An 18,546-nucleotide genomic window follows, 5' to 3' on the forward strand; every position below is an offset into this window, starting at 1 on the left:
CAAGCAGCGCCGATCTTTGTCCATGGACGTGATCACCGCCAGAGGTGAGGGTGGGGGGCATGAGCGAGTTCAGGGTGGGGGACACGGATTTCCTGCTGGAGGGGCGGCCGGTGCGGCTGCTGTCCGGCGCGCTGCACTACTTCCGGGTGCACGAGGCCCAGTGGGGGCACCGGCTGGCGATGCTGCGGGCGATGGGCCTCAACTGCGTGGAGACATACGTGCCGTGGAACCTGCACGAGCCGAGGCCTGGGCACCACCGGGACGTGCAGGCCCTGGGCCGGTTCCTGGACGCGGCCCGGGCGGCGGGGCTGTGGGCGATCGTGCGCCCGGGGCCGTACATCTGCGCCGAGTGGGAGAACGGCGGGCTGCCGTACTGGCTGACGGCCGGGTTCGGCACGCGCGTGCGTACCCGCGACGAGCGGTTCCTGCACCGCGTGCAGCGCTGGTACCACTACCTCCTGCGCGAGATCGTGCCCCGGCAGATCGACCGCGGCGGACCGGTGATCATGGTCCAGGTCGAGAACGAGTACGGCAGTTACGGGTCCGACGCGGCGTACCTGCGGTGGCTGGCCGATCTGCTGCGGACCAAGGGCGTCACGGTCCCGCTGTTCACCTCGGACGGCCCCGAGGACCACATGCTCTCCGGCGGCTCGATCCCGGGCGTTCTGGCCACGGTCAACTTCGGCTCCCACGCGCGCGAGGCCTTCGAGACGCTGCGCCGGCACTGCCCCGACGGTCCGCTGATGTGCATGGAGTTCTGGTGCGGCTGGTTCGACCACTGGGGCGGCGAGCATGTCGTACGGAATCCCCAGGACGCGGCGGCGGCCCTGCGGGAGATCCTGGAGTGCGGGGCCTCGGTCAACCTGTACATGGCGCACGGCGGCACCAGTTTCGCCGGCTGGGCGGGCGCCAACCGGGGCGGCGGCGCGCTGCACGACGGGCCGTTGGAGCCCGACGTGACGTCGTACGACTACGACGCCCCGATCGACGAGTACGGCCGCCCCACACCGAAGTTCTGGGCCTTTCGCGAGGTCCTCACCGAGTACGCCGAGGGCCCTCTGCCCGAAGTCCCGCCCGCCCCCGCCCCGTTGGGCGCGCCGGCCGAGGCGGTCCTGACCGGCTGGGCGCCCCTGGGCGACGTACTGCGGACGCTGGGCGGCCCGGAGGCGTCCGGCCCCGTCCCGCCCACCTTCGAGGAACTGGGTGTCGAGCGGGGCCTGGTGCGCTACGAGGTGACGGTGCCGGGGCCACGGCAGCCATACCCGCTGACGGTGCGCGGGCTGCGGGACCTCGCCGTGGTGTACGTCGACGGGGAGCGGGCCGGGGTGCTCACGGAGGACGACGCGTGCATCGAGGAGCCCGTGGCCGGGTACGCGCGCGTGGAGCTGTGGGTGGAGTCCCTGGGGCGGGTCAACTACGGGCCGCGGCTGGGCGAGCCCAAGGGGATCACCGGGGGCGTCCTGCACGAGCGGCAGTATCTGCACGACGTACGCGCGCGTGGGCTGCGGCTGGAGACGCTGGACGACATCGAGCAGGTCCGGGCGGTTCCGTCGCGGGAGCTGCCCGAGGACGGTGCCCCGGGTCTGTACCGGGGCACCGTCACGGTGCGGGGAGCCGGTGACGCCCGCCTGGAGCTGCCGGGCTTCACGCGCGGGTTCGTGTGGATCAACGGCTTCGGTCTGGGCCGTTACTGGTCCATGGGCCCGCAGCGCTCGCTGTACGTCCCCGGGCCCGTCCTGCGGGAGGGCGGCAACGAGATGTGGGTGCTGGAACTGGCGCAGACGGCCCGGTCGGGGTCCGGCGAGGCGGCTGCCCCGGTGCTCCGGGCCGTCTGACGCACTCCTGCTGACACACTCCTGCCGGCGCACTCCCACCGACGCACTGCTGCTGACGCACTCCTGGTACGGAGGTGCCTACAGGGCGTTCGCCGCGCGGGCTATGTCCTTCGCGAAGGTGCTGACCTCGGTGTAGACGCCGGGCACGCCGGTGCGGGCGCAGCCGTCGCCCCAGCTGACGATGCCGACCTGGATCCACTTGTTGGCGTCATCCTTGCGGAACATGGGACCGCCGGAGTCGCCCTGGCAGGTGTCGATGCCGCCGCTCTGCCAGCCGGCGCACAGTTCCTCCTTCGACACCAGCCGGTTTCCGTAGTGGCGCTTGCAGATGCGGTCGGCGACGAAGGGAACGGTGGCCTTACGGAGCTTGGTCGTGCCCGTGCCGCCTCCCTCCACGGTGTCGCCCCAGCCGGCGATCGTGAACATGCCGCGGTTGTAGCGGTCCGTGGTGGCGATCTTCAGCGTCGGCTTGTCGATGGGCCGGGCGAGCTTGATCAGCGCCCAGTCCTTGCCGGTGCCGTTGTAGCCCGGGGCCACCTTGACCTTGGTCGACTTGACCTTGATCGCCGCGGAGGAGTCGAGGTCGTTGACACCCGCGGTGACGGTGATGCTGGTGTTGTTGCCGGAGCCGTCCATACAGTGGGCGGCGGTCAGCACGACGTCCTTCTTGTAGAGCGCCCCGCCGCAGCCCATGGAGAGATGGACCATGAACGGGAACTCGTTCTGCGCGGCGGGCGTTCCCCCGACGACGCGGGTGGACGCGGCGTTCGCGCTGAGGGGCTGAAGGGAGGCGACCGCGAGGGCCACGGCACCGACCGCCGCGGCTCTTTTGGCCAGGGTTATGCCGCTTCTCTTCGGCGAGCTAAGGGTCAACGTACGTCCTTTCATGGCGTGTTGAGCGGCCCGCAGTATGAAGATCAGGTGGCATGCTTGACAAGGACGGATCTCACGTCCCGGGCATGGAACCTCGCCGGGGAAAAACCCCTCACATCCCCGTAGAGTGGAATCGGGTTCAAGGCGTCTTGGGGGTACGGGCGTGGCGAACGGCGGACCGGTCCAGCACGGCTTCCCACACCTGGAGACGGTGCGGGCGTCGATCACCGCGCTCTACAAGCGGCTGTCGTACGACACCGTCCAGACGTTCGCGACCAGCGTGCTGCCGGCCGATGTGGCGTTCTGCGACACGGACGACCTGTATCTGGGCGCGCAGCGGGTGGCCCGCGAGCTGGTGCGGCACTACCGCCTCCCGGACGCCCGGATGGTCGTCAGCTTCCGGGAGATGAACCACGCTGCCAGCGTGGAACTCGCCGCCGGGCCCGAGTACTTCGTCGAGCTGAACGACCGTTTCCGCACCCATCGCCGGGACATCGGGGCGGCCCTCGCCCACGAGGTGATGCATGTGTACCTGCACCGCCTCGACCTGTCCTTTCCCGGGACGCGGGACAACGAGATCTTGACGGACACGGCGACGACGTATCTGGGCGCGGGCTGGCTGCTCCTCGACGCGTACCGGGAGGACGCGGCGTCCTCGCAGAAGCTGGGGTATCTGACGCCGGAGGAGTTCGGGTACGTCCTCGCCAAGCGGGCGCTGGTCTTCGCCGAGGATCCGTCGGTGTGGTTCACCAGTCCGCAGGCGTACACGGCGTATGTGAAGGGCATGGCCGAGGCGCGGCGCGACGAGCAGCAGCCGCCGCTGACGGCGGCGGGGTGGGCGGGGCGGCGGCGGTATGCGCGCGATCGGCGGCATGCGCAGGACCAGCACGGGGCCGGGGCCGGGCCCCGGCAAGGGGTGCCGTACGCGTTCACGCCGGATGGGCGGGAGCCTCTGCGGGTGTCGTTTCCGTGTCCTACGTGTCAGCAGCGGATTCGGGTGCCGGTGCGGGGGAGGGTTCGGGCGCGGTGTGGGTTGTGCCGGACGGTGCTGGAGTGCGACACGTAGAGTTCTTCGCCCCCGCCGCCCCTACCCTTCCCGTCCCTGGGGGCTGCCGCCCCCAGACCCCCGCTTCGGCCCTGAAGGGCCTCGTCCTCAAACGCCGGACGGGCTGGAATGCCTGGACCGGCGTCGAGGGGTGAGGCCACCTGAAATCAGCCCCTCCGGCGTTTGAGGAGCGGGGGTCCAGGGGGCGGAGCCCCCTGGCGGGGTCGAAGGGGCGGAGCCCCTTCAAGGACGGGAAGGGTAGGGGCGGCGGGGGCGAAAACTCTCACGCCCCGTACACCGCACCCGGCACCCCCGCCTCCCCCAACAGCTTCAGCGCCACCTCCCCCGCCCCCTCCGGCGTCCAACGCGCCCCCTTGTCCACCGTCGGCCCCGCCCTCCACCCCTCCATGACCGTGATCCGCCCGCCCTCCGCCTCGAACACCCTCCCCGTCACGCCTTCACTCGCCGCCGAGCCCAGCCAGACGGCCCACGGAGAGACGTTCTCCGGGGCCATGGCGTCGAAGCCCGCGTCGGGCGCCGCCATCGACTCCGCGAAGGTGCGTTCCGTCATGCGGGTGCGGGCCGCCGGGGCGATCGCGTTGACCTGGACCCCGTAGCGGCCCAGTTCGGCCGCCGCGACCAGGGTCAGAGCGATGATGCCGGCCTTCGCGGCGCTGTAGTTGGCCTGGCCGAGCGAGCCCAACAACCCTGCCCCACTGCTCGTGTTGACGACTCGGGCGACGGGCGTGCGGCCCGCCTTCGCCTCGGCCCGCCAGTGCGCCGCCGCGTGCTTCAGGGGGAGGAAGTGGCCCTTGAGGTGGACGCGTACGACGGCGTCCCAGTCGTCCTCGTCGAGGTTGACCAGCATCCGGTCGCGCAGGAAGCCGGCGTTGTTGACGAGGGTGTCGAGACGGCCGTACGTCTCCAGCGCGGCCGCCACCAGGGATGCCGCCCCGGCGCTCGTCGCGATGTCACCGCCGTGCACGATCGCCTCGCCGCCCGCCGCACGGATCTCGTCGGCCACCTGCTGGGCGGGATTGTCGGCGGCCGTCTCCCCCGCAGCCCCGCCGACGGCCCGCGTGCCGTCGAGGTCAACCCCGAGGTCGTTGACCACGACCTTCGCCCCCGCCGCGGCGAACGCGAGGGCGTGCGCCCGACCCAGACCCCGGCCCGCCCCGGTGACGACGACGACCCGCCCCTCGCAGATCCGGCTCATGTCATGCCTCCTTGTTGACCGTTGTTGACCGTTGCCGCGTCCAGGAACGCCGGCCGCTCGCCCCCGCCGTGCACGAGCAGGCTCGCGCCGCTGATGTAGGCGGCGGCGTCGGAGGCGAGGAAGACGGCGGCCGCGCCCACGTCGGCCGGTTCGGCGAGGCGGCCGAGCGGGACGGTGCGGGAGACGCCGACGATGCCGTCCTCGCCGCCGTAGTGGAGAGAGGACCGCTCCGTGCGGACCATGCCCACGACCAGGGTGTTGACCCGGACCTCCGGCGCCCACTCCACCGCCATCGAGCGGGCCAGGCTCTCCAGCCCGGCCTTGGCCGCCCCGTACGCCGCCGACCCGGGCGACGGGCGGCCGCCGCTGACGCTGCCGATCATCACCACCGAGCCCCGCACCCGCCGCAGGTGCTCGTACGCGGCCAGGGACGCCGTCAGCGGAGCGACGAGGTTCAGCTCGATCACGCGCGCGTGCCGCTCGGCATCCACGTCCGTCAACCGTCGGTACGGTGTGCCACCCGCGTTGTTGACGAGGACGTCGAGGCGGGGCAGGGCCGCGAAGAAGACACGTACCGCTTCCGGGTCTCGGAGGTCCAGCGGCCTGAACTGCCCTGCCGCGAGCGGGACTTCGGGTGGTCTGCGGGCGCAGACCACGACGTCCGCGCCGGCCTCGGTGAAGGCCTTCGCCAACCCGGCACCGACGCCCCGGGTACCGCCCGTGACGACCACGACCTTCCCGTCCAGCCTCATTCCCGGCTACCCTTCACCTAACAAACGTTTGGTGGAAAGGTAGCTGATGCGGCCATGGGTGTCTCCACCTCGTCCCCGGAAAACGGGGCCGAAGAAGAGGGAATCGCCGTCGTCACGGTCGACTTCCCACCGGTGAACGCCCTGCCGGTGGAAGGCTGGTTCGCCCTGGCCGACGCCGTGCGGGCGGCAGGACGCGACCCGGAGGTCCGGTGTGTGGTGGTCGCGGCCGAGGGGCGCGGGTTCAACGCGGGCGTGGACATCAAGGAGATACAGAGGGACGGGCACAGCGCGCTGATCGGCGCCAACCGCGCCTGCGCGGAGGCCTTCGGCGCGGTGTACGACTGCGAGGTGCCCGTCGTCGCGGCCGTGCACGGCTTCTGCCTGGGCGGCGGTATCGGCCTGGTGGGCAACGCGGACGCGATCGTGGCGAGCGAGGACGCCACCTTCGGGCTGCCCGAGCTGGACCGGGGAGCGCTGGGCGCGGCCACCCATCTGGCCCGGCTGGTCCCCCAGCATCTGATGCGCGCGCTGTACTACACCTCGCGCACGGCGACCGCGGCCGAGCTGCACGCGCACGGCTCGGTGTGGCAGGTGGTGCCGCGCGCGGAACTACGCGCCGCGACGCTGAAGTTGGCCCGCGAGATCGCCGCCAAGGACGGCCGGCTGCTGCGCCTGGCCAAGGCCGCCATCAACGGCATCGATCCGGTCGACGTGCGCCGCAGCTACCGCTTCGAGCAGGGCTTCACCTTCGAGGCGGGCCTCAGCGGGGTGGCCGACCGGGTGCGCGACAACTTCGGCAAGGAGAAGGAGGGCGTGTAGGTGACCGACAAGACGATGACCGCCGACCAGGTCGTCTCCCGGCTGCACAGCGGCATGACCCTCGGCATCGGTGGCTGGGGCTCACGCCGCAAACCGATGGCCCTGGTCAGGGCCGTGCTCCGGTCCGACGTCACCGACCTCACCGTCGTCTCGTACGGCGGCCCGGACGTCGGCATGCTCGCCGCCGCCGGACGGATCCGGAAGCTGGTCGCCCCCTTCGCCACCCTGGACTCCATCCCCCTCGAACCGCACTTCCGTGCGGCCCGGGAGCGCGGCGCCTTCGAAATGATGGAGGTCGACGAGGCGATGTTCATGTGGGGACTGCACGCGGCCGCGAACCGGCTGCCCTTCCTGCCGGTGCGGGCCGGGCTCGGTTCGGATGTGATGCGGGTCAACCCGGGCCTGCGGACGGTGACTTCGCCGTACGACGACGGGGAGACGTTCGTCGCCATGCCCGCGCTGCGTCTCGACGCGGCCCTGGTCCACGTCAACCGCGCCGACCGGCTGGGCAACGGGCAGTATCTGGGCCCCGACCCGTACTTCGACGACCTCTTCTGCGAGGCCGCGGACACGGCCTATGTCTCGTGCGAACGTCTCGTCGACACGGCCGAGTTGACGAAGGACGCGGCGCCACAGTCGCTGCTGATCAAGCGGCACACGGTGACGGGGGTCGTCGAGGCCCCGAACGGGGCGCACTTCACGTCCTGCGCGCCTGACTACGGCCGGGACGAGGACTTTCAGAAGACGTACGCGACCATGCCCTGGCCGGAGTTCGCGGCACGGTTCCTCGACGGGGACGAGCAGACGTACCAGTCGGCGGTCAGGGAGGGGTCATGACGGAGGTCACCCGCACGCCCCTTCTCCCGGCCACCCGTGCCGAGTACTGCGTGATCGCCTGCGCCGAGGCCTGGCGCGACGCGGGTGAGGTCCTGGCGAGCCCGATGGGCCTGATCCCGTCCGTGGGGGCCCGGCTGGCACGGCTCACGTTCTCGCCGGACCTGCTGCTGACCGACGGCGAGGCGATGGTCGTCCGCCCCGACGGGACGACGGAGGGCTGGCTGCCGTACCGACAGCACCTGGCCCTGGTCACCAGTGGCCGGCGGCACGTGATGATGGGCGCGAGCCAGATCGACCGCTACGGCAACCAGAACATCTCGTGCATCGGCGACTGGGAGCGGCCGAAACGGCAGCTGCTCGGGGTGCGCGGCGCGCCGGTCAACACCCTCAACAATCCGACCAGTTACTGGATCCCCAGGCATTCCCGGCGGGTGTTCGTCGAGAAGGTCGACATGGTGTGCGGGGTGGGTTACGACCACGCGGGCGCCGCCCGCCATCACCGCATCCCTCGTGTCGTGTCCGACCTCGGCGTCTTCGACTTCGCCACACCCGACCACGCGATGCGTCTGGCCTCGCTCCATCCGGGCGTCACCCTGGAGCAGGTCCGGGAGGCGACCGCGTTCGACCTGGTCGTCCCGGACGACGTACCGCCGACCCGCGAACCCACCGCCGCCGAACTGCGCCTCATCCGCGAGGTCATCGACCCGGCGAACTCCCGCGCCAGGGAGGTCGGTGCGTGATGGAGACGCCGCTGACCCGCCTGGTCGGGGTCCGCCACCCGATCGTGCAGACGGGGATGGGCTGGGTGGCGGGCCCGCGACTGGTCTCGGCGACGGCGAACGCGGGTGCGCTGGGCATCCTGGCCTCCGCGACGATGACCGTCGACCGGCTGCGTGAGGCGATACGCGAGGTCAGGTCCCGTACGGACGCGCCGTTCGGCGTGAATCTGCGCGCGGACGCCGCGGACGCCGGCGACCGGGTCCGCGTCATGATCGACGAGGGGGTGCGCGTCGCCTCCTTCGCTCTCGCGCCCTCCCCCGAGCTGATCGCCGAGCTCAAGGACGCGGGCGTGATCGTCATCCCCTCGATCGGCGCCCGGCGACATGCCGAGAAGGTCGCGGCGTGGGGGGCGGACGCGGTGATCGTGCAGGGCGGGGAGGGCGGCGGGCACACCGGCGAGGTGGCGACGACGGTACTGCTTCCGCAGGTGGTCGACGCCGTGGACATACCGGTCGTGGCGGCCGGCGGCTTCTTCGACGGACGGGGACTGGTCGCGGCGCTGGCCTACGGGGCGGCGGGGGTCGCGATGGGCACGCGGTTCCTGCTGACGTCGGACTCGCCGGTGCCGGATGCGGTGAAGGCGCGGTACCTGGCGGCGACGGTCCGGGACGTGACCGTCACTACGGCTGTGGACGGCCTGCCCCACCGCATGCTGCGTACGGAACTGGTGGCCGCGCTGGAGAACTCCGGCCGTACGAGGGCCCTGGTGCACGCGGTCCGTCGGGCGGCCGGCTTCCGGAGGCTGTCAGGGCTGACCTGGCGGCAACTGATCCACGACGGCCTGGCTATGCGGCATGGCAAGGACCTCACCTGGAGCCAGGTGCTGCTCGCCGCCAACACGCCGATGCTGCTGAAGTCGGCGATGGTGGAGGGCCGTACGGATCTCGGGGTGATGGCGTCCGGGCAGGTCGCCGGGGTGATCGACGACCTGCCGTCGTGCGCGGGCTTGGTGGAGCGGATCATGAAGGAGGCGGAGCAGGTGCGGGAGCGGCTGACGGATCTGCAGCAGCCGACAGTTCGGCCGCGCCCCTGAGGGGCGCGGGGAACTGCGCGACCAGCCACGACGTCGCCGCAGCCGAACAGCGACACATCGCGGCAGTCACAGTGGAGCCCTGGGTCACAGCCTCTCGATGATCGTCACATTGGCCTGCCCCCCGCCCTCGCACATCGTCTGCAGCCCGAACCGGCCTCCGGTGCGCTCCAGTTCATGCAGGAGGGTCGTCATCAGCTTCACACCGGTCGCCCCCAGCGGATGCCCCAGAGCAATCGCACCCCCGTTGACGTTGACCTTGTCCGGGTCCGCGCCGGTCTCCTTCAGCCAGGCCAGGACGACCGGCGCGAAGGCCTCGTTGATCTCGACGAGGTCGATGTCGTCGATGGACAGGCCCGTCTTCTTCAGGGCGTGGGCGGTGGCGGGGATGGGGGCGGTGAGCATGCGGATGGGATCCTCACCGCGCACCGAGAGGTGGTGCACCCGGGCCCGGGGCGTGAGCCCATGCTCGCGCACCGCCCGCTCCGAGGCCAGCAGCATCGCCGCCGCGCCGTCGGAGACCTGCGAGGAACAGGCGGCCGTGATCGTGCCGCCGTCGATGACGGGCTTGAGCCCGGCCATCTTCTCCAGGGAGGTGTCCCGGCGCGGCCCCTCGTCGACGGCGACCTGGCCGTAGGGCACGAGCTCCCGCTCGAAGCGGCCCTCGTCGATCGCCCGCAGCGCCCGCCGGTGCGAGCGCAGCGCGAACTCCTCCTGGTCCCGCCGGCTGATCCCCCACTTGGCGGCGATCATCTCGGCGCCGACGAACTGGTTGACGGGCTTCTCCCCGTACCGCGCCCGCCAGCCCTCGCTGCCGGCGAAGGGACCCGCGGTCAGCCCCAGCGGCTCGGCGGCCTGCCGGGTGGCGAAGGCGATGGGGATCATCGACATGTTCTGCACGCCGCCCGCGACCACCAGGTCCTGGGTGCCGGACAGCACGCCCTGCGCCGCGAAGTGCACGGCCTGCTGCGAGGACCCGCACTGCCGGTCCACGGTCACGCCCGGCACCTCCTCGGGCAGCCCGGCGGCCAGCCAGCAGGTCCGCGCGATGTCCCCGGCCTGCGGCCCCACGGCGTCCAGGCAGCCGAAGACGACGTCCTCGACGGCGGCCGGATCCATGCCCGCGCGTGAGACGAGTTCCTTGAGGACATGCGCGCCCAGGTCGGCCGGATGGACCCCGCTGAGCCCTCCTCCGCGCCGCCCGACCGGCGTACGGACCGCTTCGACTATGTAGGCCTCTGCCATGGCAACTCCCCAGAATCCCCATTGAGTTACGTGCGTACGGCGATCCCGTCCAGCACCATCGACAGGTACTGCCGGGCGATCTCCTCCGGGCTGTGCTGTCCGCCGGGCCGGTACCAGGACGCGGCGACCCACACCGTGTCGCGCACGAACCGGTAGGTGAGCCGGACGTCGAGGTCGGACCGGAACACCTCGGCCGCGACCCCACGCTCCAGCGTGGACAGCCACGCCTTCTCGAACTTGCGCTGCGACTCGGCGAGGAACGCGAACCGCTCCTGCGCCACCAGCTGTCTGTTCTCCTTCTGGTAGATCGCGACGGCGGCCCGATGCCGGTCGATCTCCCGGAACGACTCGGTGACCAGCGCCTGAAGCGTCTCGCGCGGGTCCAGCTCGGCCTCCAGGACGGCGTCGTAACCGCTCCACAGCTCGTCGAGGAAGGTCCGCAGGATCTCCTCCAGCATCGATTCCTTGGAGTCGAAGTGGTAGTAGAGGCTGCCCGCGAGCATGCCCGCGTGGTCGGCGATCTTGCGCACGGTGGTGGCGTTGTAGCCCTGCTCGGCGAAGACCTCGGCGGCGGTGTCGAGGAGTTCGCGGCGCCTGGCGGCTGCGGCGGTCACCTGGGGCTTCTTCTTGGTCGGCACAGGGTCCATTGTCGTCCTAGGCGTGCTGGCTGCTGACGGAGACGATCTCGCCCGTCATGTACGAGGAGTAGCCGGAGGCCAGGAAGACGATCACGTTGGCCACCTCCCACGGCTCGGCGTACCGCCCGAAGGCCTCGCGGGCGGTCAGTTCCGCCAGCAGCTCGGGGGTCGTCACCTTCGCCAGGTGCGGGTGCATGGCGAGGCTCGGCGACACCGCGTTGACCCGCACCCCGTACTCGGCCGCCTCGATCGCGGCGCACCGGGTCAGCGCCATCACGCCGGCCTTCGCGGCCGCGTAGTGCGCCTGTCCGGCCTGGGCGCGCCAGCCGACGACGGAGGCGTTGTTGACGATCACGCCGCCACCGGTGTCGCGCATACGGCGCAGGGCGGCCCGGGTGCACCTGAAGGTGCCGTTCAGCGTCACGTCGAGGACCTTCGACCACTGCTCGTCGGTCATGTCGACGAGCGGTGAAGTCCCGCCGAGGCCCGCGTTGTTGACGAGGATGTCGAGCCGACCGTGCTCGCGCACGGCGGTGTCGAACAGGGCCTGCACCTGCGTCTCGTCGGTGACGTCACAGACGACTGACCTCACCGCGCCCGCGAACTCCCGGGCCAGCTCCGCCTCGTGCTCCTTCAGTCGCCGCGCGTGCGCGTCGCTGATCAGCACGCGCGCGCCCTCTTCGAGGAAGCGGCGCGCGGTCGCCCCGCCGATGCCCGCGCCCGCCGCGGCGGTGATGACGGCCGTGCGTTCGCGGAGCAGCCCGTGCCCGGGAACGTACGTCGGCGCCTCGACGTTTGTCATAGCAGCACGCTAACCTACCAAACACTTGTTAGGGAAGATTGGGGAGGGAAGGACGGTGACGGTGGACCTCACGCACGCTCCGGCCGACGAGGCGTTCCGCGCCGAGGCCCGCGCCTGGCTGCACGCGCACGTGCCGCCCGATCCGCTCCCGTCCCTGGAGACCGAGGACGGCTTCGCGGCGCACCGGGCTTGGGAGGCCGAACTCGCCGCCGACCGCTGGTCGGTGGTCAACTGGCCGGCGCCGTACGGCGGCCGGGACGCCACGCTGGTGCGGTGGCTGCTGTTCGAGGAGGAGTACTACGCGGCGGGCGCGCCGGGCCGCGTCAACCAGAACGGCATCAGCCTCCTCGCCCCGACCCTCTTCGACCACGGCACGGAGGAGCAACGCGCGCGTGTGCTGCCGCCGATGGCAACCGGCGAGGTGGTCTGGGCGCAGGCCTGGTCGGAGCCCGAGGCCGGTTCCGACCTGGCGTCGCTGAAGTCGAGGGCCAGGCGCGCGGCGGGCGGTTGGCTGCTGTCCGGCCAGAAGACGTGGTCCTCTCGCGCGGCCTTCGCCGACCGCGCCTTCGGCCTGTTCCGCACCGACCCGGACGCGCCCAAGCCCCACCAGGGCCTGACCTACCTGATGTTCGACCTGCACGCCCCCGGTGTCACGGTCCGCCCGATCGCCCGCCTCGACGGCAAGCCCGCCTTCGCCGAGCTGTTCCTGGACGAGGTGTTCGTACCCGACGAGGACGTGATCGGCGAGCCGGGCCAGGGCTGGCGCATCGCGATGTCGACGGCGGGCAACGAGCGGGGCCTGATGCTCCGCTCCCCCGGCCGTTTCCTCGCGAGCGCCGACCGGCTTCATCGCCTCTGGCAGGCGCAGGGCAGCCCTCAGAGCACGAAGAACCGTGTCGCCGACGCCCTGATCGGTGCCCGCGCCTACCAGCTCTTCACCTTCGCCGCCGCCTCCCGCTTCCTCGACGGCGAGTCGATCGGCCCGGAGTCCAGCCTGAACAAGGTCTTCTGGTCGGAGTACGACATCGCGCTGCACGAGACGGCCCTCGATCTGCTGGGCGCCGAGGGCGAGTTGACCGACACCGACTGGTCCGAGCGGTACGTCTTCTCCCTCGCCGGCCCCATCTACGCCGGGACGAACGAGATCCAGCGCGACATCATCGCCGAGCGACTGCTCGGCCTGCCGAAGGGGCGACGCTGATGCGGTTCCTCCTCGACGCCGAGCAGCGGGCGTTCGCCGACTCGCTGCACATGATGCTGACGGCTGCGGACACGCCGTCGGTCGTACGGGACTGGAGCCGGGGCGAGCATGCCAGTGGTCGCGCGCTGTGGTCCCGTATCGCCGAGGTCGGGGTATTCGCGCTGGCGGTTCCCGAAGCCCACGAGGGCCTGGGCCCCCGTCCCGTCGAACTCGCCGTCGCCTTCCTGGAGTTGGGCCGACACGCGGTGCCGGGGCCACTGGTGGAGACGGTCTCGGCGGCGGCGCTGCTCGCCGACCTACCGGACCTCGGCCCGGCCAAGCGGCTCCTGCCGGCGCTGGCGACGGGCGAGGCGATGGCGACGCTGGCGTGGACAGCGCCGTACGCCCTGGACGGTGACGTGGCCACCACCCTGCTGGCCCTCACTCCCCAAGGCCTGCACCTCTCCCCCGGTCACGGCCCGGTGCGCGCCTCCCTGGACCCGGCCCGCCGCCTCAGCCCTCTCCATGCGGGCGGCGAGCTCCTCAGCCCCGACCCGCCCACCGCCCGGACGCTCACCTACGCCCGCCTCACCACCGCCGCCCAGGCCCTCGGCGTCGGTCTCGCGCTCCTCGACAGGACGGTCGCCTACGTCAAGCAGCGCACCCAGTTCGGCGCCTCCATAGGCTCGTTCCAGGCGGTCAAGCATCGTCTGGCCGACGCGAAGATCGCCCTGGAGTTCGCCCGACCTCTCCTCTTCGGCGCCGCGCTCACCCTGGCGCCCGCCGACGTCGCCGCCGCCAAGGTCACCGCCTGCGAGGCGGCATACGCCACCGCCCGTATCGCGCTCCAGTTGCACGGCGCGATCGGGTACACGGCGGAGTACGACCTGTCGCTGTGGCTGACCAAGGCCCGCGCCCTGCGTACCGCCTGGGGCGACCCCGACGTATGCAGAGCCGAAGTACTCAGTGGTGATCGACTCAATGGTGATCGCCGCTGGTGAGCTCGCGGTACTCCGCCTCCGTCGGCTTGGCGATCCGCGACTGAGGGCCGAACATGGCCTTCGCCAGCCGGGCCCGCACCCGCTGGGACGGTGTGACCCGGCGCCGGACGCCGTTGGCGTCGACGAGCGGGCCGAGCTCGTACGGCGGATGCTCCTCGTGCTGGGTGAGGGTGAACAGCTGCCCCTGCGAAAGGGGTTCGTGGATCTCGATGTACTCGCCGTTCGGGAGCCGCTTGATGGTGCCCGTCTCCCTGCCGTGCAGCACCTTGTCCCGGTCCCGGCGCTGCAGTCCGAGACAGATGCGCTTGGTCACCACGAAGGTGACGACCGGCACGACGAAGACCGCGATCCGCACGAACCACGTGATCACGTTGATGGACAGATGCAGATGCGTGGCCACGATGTCGTTGCCGCCGCCGATCAGCAGCACCGCGTACAGGCTCAGCCAGGCCGCGCCGAGGCCGGTGCGCACGGGCATGTTGCGCGGCCGGTCGAGGATGTGGTGCTCGCGTTTGTCGCCGGTGATCCACGCCTCCAGGAAGGGGTAGAGGCCGAGCGCGAGCAGGATCAGCGGGAAGAGCGAGAAGGGGATGAAGACGCCCAGTTCCAGGGTGTGGCCCCAGGCGTTGAGCTCCCATCCCGGCATCACCCGGATCAGGCCCTCGGAGAAGCCCAGGTACCAGTCGGGCTGGGCGCCCGTGGTCACCATGTCGGGGCGATAGGGCCCGAAGGCCCAGACCGGGTTGATGCTGGCGATGCCGCCCATGAGCGCCAGTACGCCGAAGACCAGGAAGAAGAAGCCGCCCGCCTTGGCCATGTACACCGGCAGGAAGGGCATGCCCACGACCGTCTTCTGGTCGCGGCCGGGGCCCGGGTACTGCGTGTGCTTGTGGTAGAAGACCAGGATCAGATGGGCGACCACCAGGCCGAGCATGATCCCGGGCAGCAGCAGGATGTGGATCGGGTAGAGGCGGGCGATGAAGTCCTCCCCGGGGAACTCCCCGCCGAAGAGGAAGAACGCCACATACGTCCCCACGATCGGGATCGACAGGATCGCGCCGTGGGCGAACCGCAGGCCGGTGCCGGACAGCAGGTCGTCGGGGAGGGAGTAGCCGGTCAGGCCGGTGATGATGCCGAGCATCAGCAGGGTCCAGCCGAACACCCAGTTCAGCTCGCGCGGCTTGCGGAAGGCGCCGGTGAAGAACACCCGCATCATGTGCACGAGCATGCCGGTGACGAAGACCAGCGCCGCCCAGTGGTGGATCTGCCGGATGAGCAGCCCGCCGCGCACCTCGAAGCTGATGTCGAGCGTGGACTCGTACGCCCTGGTCATCAGGATGCCGTTGAGGGGCTCGTAGGTGCCGTTGTAGACGACCTCGTTGGTGCTGGGTTCGAAGAACAGGGTGAGGTAGACGCCGGTGAGGATCAGGACGAGGAAGCTGTAGAGGCAGACCTCGCCCAGCATGAACGACCAGTGGTCCGGAAAGACCTTGCGCATGTTGGCCTTGGCCAGCGCGTAGATGCCGAGCCGCCCGTCGGCCCAGTCGGCGATCTTCTCGCCCTTGCCGGGAGCCTCCCCGCGCGCGGCTCCCGCCCCGTCGTTCCCCGATCGTGCGCCGTCCATACGTCGTCGCCTCCCCGCCGGATCAACCACAGGGTGACACGGCCCCCTGGGCCACGCCAACGGGGCGAACACCCCGGCTCACACGTCAGTGCGGCCGTACGATCCCCCGCGCCCGGGCCGCCGCCAGCCACTTCGGGAACTCCCCGACGAGGCGGTCGTACAACTCGGTGTCGGAGACCTTGCGCGGATCCGAACCGGCGTGGAAGAACCCGGCGTTGTCGACCACCCGCTTCTCCGGCACCGCCAGTTCGTCGAGCTTGCGCAGGAAGTCGAACTGCCGGCTGGTCGGGTCGCCGAAGCCGATGAACTGCCAGAACAGCGGGAGCGTGGCCGCCTTGCACAGATACCGTTCCGCGGCGAGCTTGTTGATGGGGCCGCCGTCGGTCTGGAACACGACGAGGGCGGGGGCCTTCGACCCGCTGTCCAGGTAGTGGTCGATGACGGCGTCCATGGCCAGGTGGTAGCTGGTCTTGCCCATGTGCCCGAGGCCGGACACGATCCGCTCGATCCGCCCCTGGTGGTCGGCCAGCGCGATGTCGGTCTCGGCGTCGACGTCGGTGGAGAAGAACACCACCGGCACGGTCCCGTCGTCATCGAAGTGCGCCGACAGCCCGAGCACCCGGTCGGCGAGCGCCTGCACGCTGCCGTCCTTGTAGTACGGCTTCATCGACCCCGAGTAGTCGACGACCAGATACACCGCGGCCCGCGCCCCGGCCAGCCCGTGCTTGTGCAGCGACACCCCGGCGCTCTTGTACAGGCTGACCAGTGCGGGCGCGGTCTCCTCGACCTTGCGGAGACTGATCGCGGCCATATGCTCTCCCCCTCGTGCATGGTGCGGCTGCCGAGGTTACGGCACCATTGGCCCCGCCTCTCCCTCCGTCCACAGGTGTTCGCTATTTTGTTCGCCGCCGTCCCCACCGGCTCACCGTTCGTCCCGTCTTCCTAGGAGCCGGCTGTGGAGTCCGAGGCCACCGAGCCCACCAAGTCCACCGAGCCCACCGTCACCACCGAGTCCGCAGACCCCACCGAGTCCACCGTCACCACCTGCTATCGCCACCCCAAGGTCGAGTCCTACGTCCGCTGCACCCGCTGCGACCGGTTCATCTGCCCGGACTGCATGCGGGAGGCGGCCGTCGGCCACCAGTGCGTGGAGTGCGTGAAGGAAGGGTCGCGGTCGGTGCGGCAGGCCCGGACGGTCGTCGGCGGACGGATCGCCGCGACACCACTGGTGACCTCCGTGCTCATCGGGCTCAACGTCCTCGCCTACCTGGCCGAGGTGGTGCGCCCGGAGATCCTGGACCGGTTCGCGATGCTCAGCGCCCGGCTGGTCGGGCCGGACGGCGGCTACTACGTCTACGAGCCCGGCCACCCGTCGGACTTCCACGCCGAGGGCGTGGTCGCCGGCCAGTGGGACCGGCTGCTGACCAGCGGATTCCTCCACACGCCGCCGACGGAGGGCACCTTCGGGCTGCTGCACATCGTGATGAACATGCTCTCGCTGTGGCAGCTCGGCCGGGTCGTCGAGCCCATGCTGGGCCGGATCCGGTACGTCGCGCTCTACCTGCTGGCGACGCTGGGCGGTTCGGTGTTCGAGCTGCTGCTCACCGATCTGCACGTGGAGTCGGTCGGCGCGTCGGGCGCGATCTTCGGCCTCGGTGCCGCGTACTACGTCCTCGCCCGCCGCGTCGGCGCCGACATGCGCGCGGTCACCCGTTTCATGACGTTCCTGCTGCTGTGGCTGCTGCTCTCCGCGGGCTTCACCTCCTGGCAGGGCCACCTCGGCGGACTGCTGACGGGAGCAGCGGTCACCCTCGCCTACGCGTACGCCCCGCGCGGGCCGCGCCAAGCCCTGATCCAGGCGGCCGCCTGCGTGGGCGTACTGGTGCTGCTGGCGGCGGTCGCGTTCGCCAAGGTTGCGGAGCTGACCGGCACAGGGGTGGCGCAGTGAGACGTACCGGCATCCTGTTGTTCGCGGCCGTCCCGGTCGTCATCACCGCCACCGCCTACTTCCTCGTCCCCACGGACTCCGCCGGGAGCCCGGCGCAGCCCACCGTCGCCGGCACCCAGCAGGCGGCCCGTCAGGAGGCCAAGAGCCGTGCGGAGCAGGAGCGGGCGGCGGACGACAAGCTGATCGCGCAGCTGCCGCCGGGGCTGGCCGGCCCGGCCAAGAAGGAGCTGGCGCAGCAGATCGTGGCCAGCGCCGAGAACTCGACCCTGAACTGGCGCGGCGCCTACGGCTATATCGAGGACATCGGCGACGGCCAGGGCTACACGGCCGGCATCATCGGCTTCTGCTCCGGCACCCACGACCTGCTCACCCTGGTCGAGAACTACACCAAGGCCCACCCGGACAACGGTCTCGCCCAGTACCTGCCTGCGCTGCGCAAGGTCGACGGCACCGACTCCCACGAAGGCCTGGACCCCGGTTTCACCGCCGCCTGGAAGGCCGAGGCGAAGGTCGCCGCCTTCCGCCAGGCGCAGGACAGGGAACGCGACCGCGTGTACTTCAACCCCGCAGTCCGGCTCGCCAAGCTCGACGGCCTGGGCACGCTGGGCCAGTTCATCTACTACGACGCGATGGTCTTCCACGGCCCCGGCACCAACGCCACGAGCTTCTACGGCCTGCGCGAAAACGCCCTGCGGGAGGCGAACTCCCCGTCCGAGGGCGGTTCGGAGAAGGCGTACCTCGACATCTTCCTCGACGTCCGCAAGAAGGCCATGAGGGAGCGGAGGCAGGACATCGACACCACGCGCATCGACACCGCCCAGCGCCGGTTCCTCTACAACGGCAACTTCAAGCTCGCCACTCCCTTGGAGTGGCAGGTGTACGGGGAGACGTACAAGGTGCTCTGAGCAGCTCAAGGCCTCG

At 70.8% G+C, this 18,546-nt stretch carries 18 protein-coding genes; 10 read left to right on the top strand and 8 right to left on the bottom strand.

Annotated features, from left to right (window positions below):
- Positions 1 to 59 precede the first annotated feature (59 nt).
- Positions 60 to 1,835, top strand: coding sequence for a glycoside hydrolase family 35 protein (locus tag EHO50_RS07720; protein ID WP_128429111.1), 1,776 nt, complete (start codon positions 60 to 62; stop codon positions 1,833 to 1,835).
- Between the two features lie 78 nt (positions 1,836 to 1,913).
- Here EHO50_RS07720 and EHO50_RS07725 read toward each other — a convergent pair whose 3' ends face one another.
- Positions 1,914 to 2,723 carry a S1 family peptidase gene (locus tag EHO50_RS07725; RefSeq protein WP_128429112.1) on the bottom strand — a complete coding sequence of 270 codons (810 nt, stop codon included), beginning with the start codon at positions 2,721 to 2,723 and terminating at the stop codon, positions 1,914 to 1,916.
- A gap of 148 nt (positions 2,724 to 2,871) precedes the next feature.
- On the opposite strand from EHO50_RS07725, the gene EHO50_RS07730 reads away from it, so the two are divergent.
- Positions 2,872 to 3,774 (top strand): hypothetical protein, encoded by a 903-nt coding sequence (locus EHO50_RS07730; RefSeq protein WP_128429113.1) that lies wholly within the window; start codon positions 2,872 to 2,874, stop codon positions 3,772 to 3,774.
- Positions 3,775 to 4,036: 262 nt separating this feature from the next.
- Here the strand turns inward: EHO50_RS07730 and EHO50_RS07735 are convergent, their stop codons facing one another.
- The gene (locus tag EHO50_RS07735; protein ID WP_128429114.1) at positions 4,037 to 4,969 is read right to left on the bottom strand and encodes an SDR family oxidoreductase; all 933 of its coding nucleotides are present in this window, start codon (positions 4,967 to 4,969) and stop codon (positions 4,037 to 4,039) included.
- Positions 4,966 to 5,721, bottom strand: a complete 756-nt coding sequence (locus EHO50_RS07740; RefSeq protein ID WP_128429115.1) for an SDR family oxidoreductase — start codon at positions 5,719 to 5,721, stop codon at positions 4,966 to 4,968. Before EHO50_RS07740 ends, EHO50_RS07735 begins: the two co-directional genes overlap by 4 nt.
- A 54-nt stretch (positions 5,722 to 5,775) precedes the next feature.
- Between EHO50_RS07740 and EHO50_RS07745 the strand changes: the two genes are divergently transcribed.
- Genes EHO50_RS07745 through EHO50_RS07760 form a run of 4 tightly spaced genes read left to right on the top strand, consistent with a single transcriptional unit; the run spans position 5,776 to position 9,190 of the window.
- A complete protein-coding gene (locus EHO50_RS07745) occupies positions 5,776 to 6,540 on the top strand; it encodes an enoyl-CoA hydratase family protein (RefSeq protein WP_128429116.1) in 765 nt (254 codons plus the stop codon).
- Positions 6,541 to 7,377 (top strand): CoA transferase subunit A, encoded by an 837-nt coding sequence (locus tag EHO50_RS07750; protein WP_128429117.1) that lies wholly within the window; start codon positions 6,541 to 6,543, stop codon positions 7,375 to 7,377.
- Positions 7,374 to 8,117: a CoA-transferase subunit beta gene (locus EHO50_RS07755; protein WP_128429118.1), complete on the top strand. Its 744-nt coding sequence runs from the start codon at positions 7,374 to 7,376 to the stop codon at positions 8,115 to 8,117. The genes EHO50_RS07750 and EHO50_RS07755 overlap by 4 nt, the downstream gene beginning before the upstream one ends.
- Entirely contained in the window at positions 8,117 to 9,190 is a 1,074-nt protein-coding gene (locus EHO50_RS07760) for an NAD(P)H-dependent flavin oxidoreductase (RefSeq protein ID WP_128429267.1), read from the top strand. The genes EHO50_RS07755 and EHO50_RS07760 overlap by 1 nt, the downstream gene beginning before the upstream one ends.
- Before the next feature lie 84 nt (positions 9,191 to 9,274).
- Here EHO50_RS07760 and EHO50_RS07765 read toward each other — a convergent pair whose 3' ends face one another.
- From EHO50_RS07765 to EHO50_RS07775, 3 genes are read right to left on the bottom strand one after another with little or no spacing between them, the layout of a single operon-like run.
- Entirely contained in the window at positions 9,275 to 10,432 is a 1,158-nt protein-coding gene (locus EHO50_RS07765) for an acetyl-CoA C-acetyltransferase (RefSeq protein ID WP_128429119.1), read from the bottom strand.
- Between the two features lie 26 nt (positions 10,433 to 10,458).
- Positions 10,459 to 11,070 (bottom strand): TetR/AcrR family transcriptional regulator, encoded by a 612-nt coding sequence (locus EHO50_RS07770; protein ID WP_128429120.1) that lies wholly within the window; start codon positions 11,068 to 11,070, stop codon positions 10,459 to 10,461.
- A 16-nt stretch (positions 11,071 to 11,086) separates the two neighbouring features.
- The gene (locus EHO50_RS07775) at positions 11,087 to 11,872 is read right to left on the bottom strand and encodes an SDR family oxidoreductase (protein WP_128429121.1); all 786 of its coding nucleotides are present in this window, start codon (positions 11,870 to 11,872) and stop codon (positions 11,087 to 11,089) included.
- A 61-nt stretch (positions 11,873 to 11,933) separates the two neighbouring features.
- Between EHO50_RS07775 and EHO50_RS07780 the strand changes: the two genes are divergently transcribed.
- Both EHO50_RS07780 and EHO50_RS07785 read left to right on the top strand, forming a co-directional pair.
- Positions 11,934 to 13,073: an acyl-CoA dehydrogenase family protein gene (locus EHO50_RS07780; RefSeq protein WP_128429122.1), complete on the top strand. Its 1,140-nt coding sequence runs from the start codon at positions 11,934 to 11,936 to the stop codon at positions 13,071 to 13,073.
- On the top strand, positions 13,073 to 14,053 hold the full coding sequence (locus tag EHO50_RS07785) for an acyl-CoA dehydrogenase family protein (protein WP_128429123.1): 981 nt from the start codon (positions 13,073 to 13,075) through the stop codon (positions 14,051 to 14,053). Before EHO50_RS07780 ends, EHO50_RS07785 begins: the two co-directional genes overlap by 1 nt.
- On the opposite strand, the gene qcrB is transcribed toward EHO50_RS07785, so the two are convergent.
- Together qcrB and EHO50_RS07795 are read right to left on the bottom strand one after the other, a co-directional pair.
- On the bottom strand, positions 14,031 to 15,677 hold the full coding sequence (gene qcrB, locus EHO50_RS07790) for a cytochrome bc1 complex cytochrome b subunit (RefSeq protein WP_128429124.1): 1,647 nt from the start codon (positions 15,675 to 15,677) through the stop codon (positions 14,031 to 14,033). The two genes, EHO50_RS07785 and qcrB, sit on opposite strands and share 23 nt — an antisense overlap.
- 85 nt (positions 15,678 to 15,762) lie before the next feature.
- Entirely contained in the window at positions 15,763 to 16,488 is a 726-nt protein-coding gene (locus tag EHO50_RS07795; protein WP_128429125.1) for a vWA domain-containing protein, read from the bottom strand.
- 144 nt (positions 16,489 to 16,632) lie between these two features.
- On the opposite strand from EHO50_RS07795, the gene EHO50_RS07800 reads away from it, so the two are divergent.
- Positions 16,633 to 17,625 (top strand): rhomboid family intramembrane serine protease, encoded by a 993-nt coding sequence (locus EHO50_RS07800; RefSeq protein WP_128429126.1) that lies wholly within the window; start codon positions 16,633 to 16,635, stop codon positions 17,623 to 17,625.
- A complete protein-coding gene (locus EHO50_RS07805) occupies positions 17,622 to 18,530 on the top strand; it encodes a chitosanase (RefSeq protein WP_128429127.1) in 909 nt (302 codons plus the stop codon). The genes EHO50_RS07800 and EHO50_RS07805 overlap by 4 nt, the downstream gene beginning before the upstream one ends.
- Positions 18,531 to 18,546: the final 16 nt, after the last annotated feature.

It is taken from the genome of Streptomyces cyaneus (genome assembly GCF_004028635.1).
Lineage (GTDB): Bacteria > Actinomycetota > Actinomycetes > Streptomycetales > Streptomycetaceae > Streptomyces > Streptomyces cyaneus.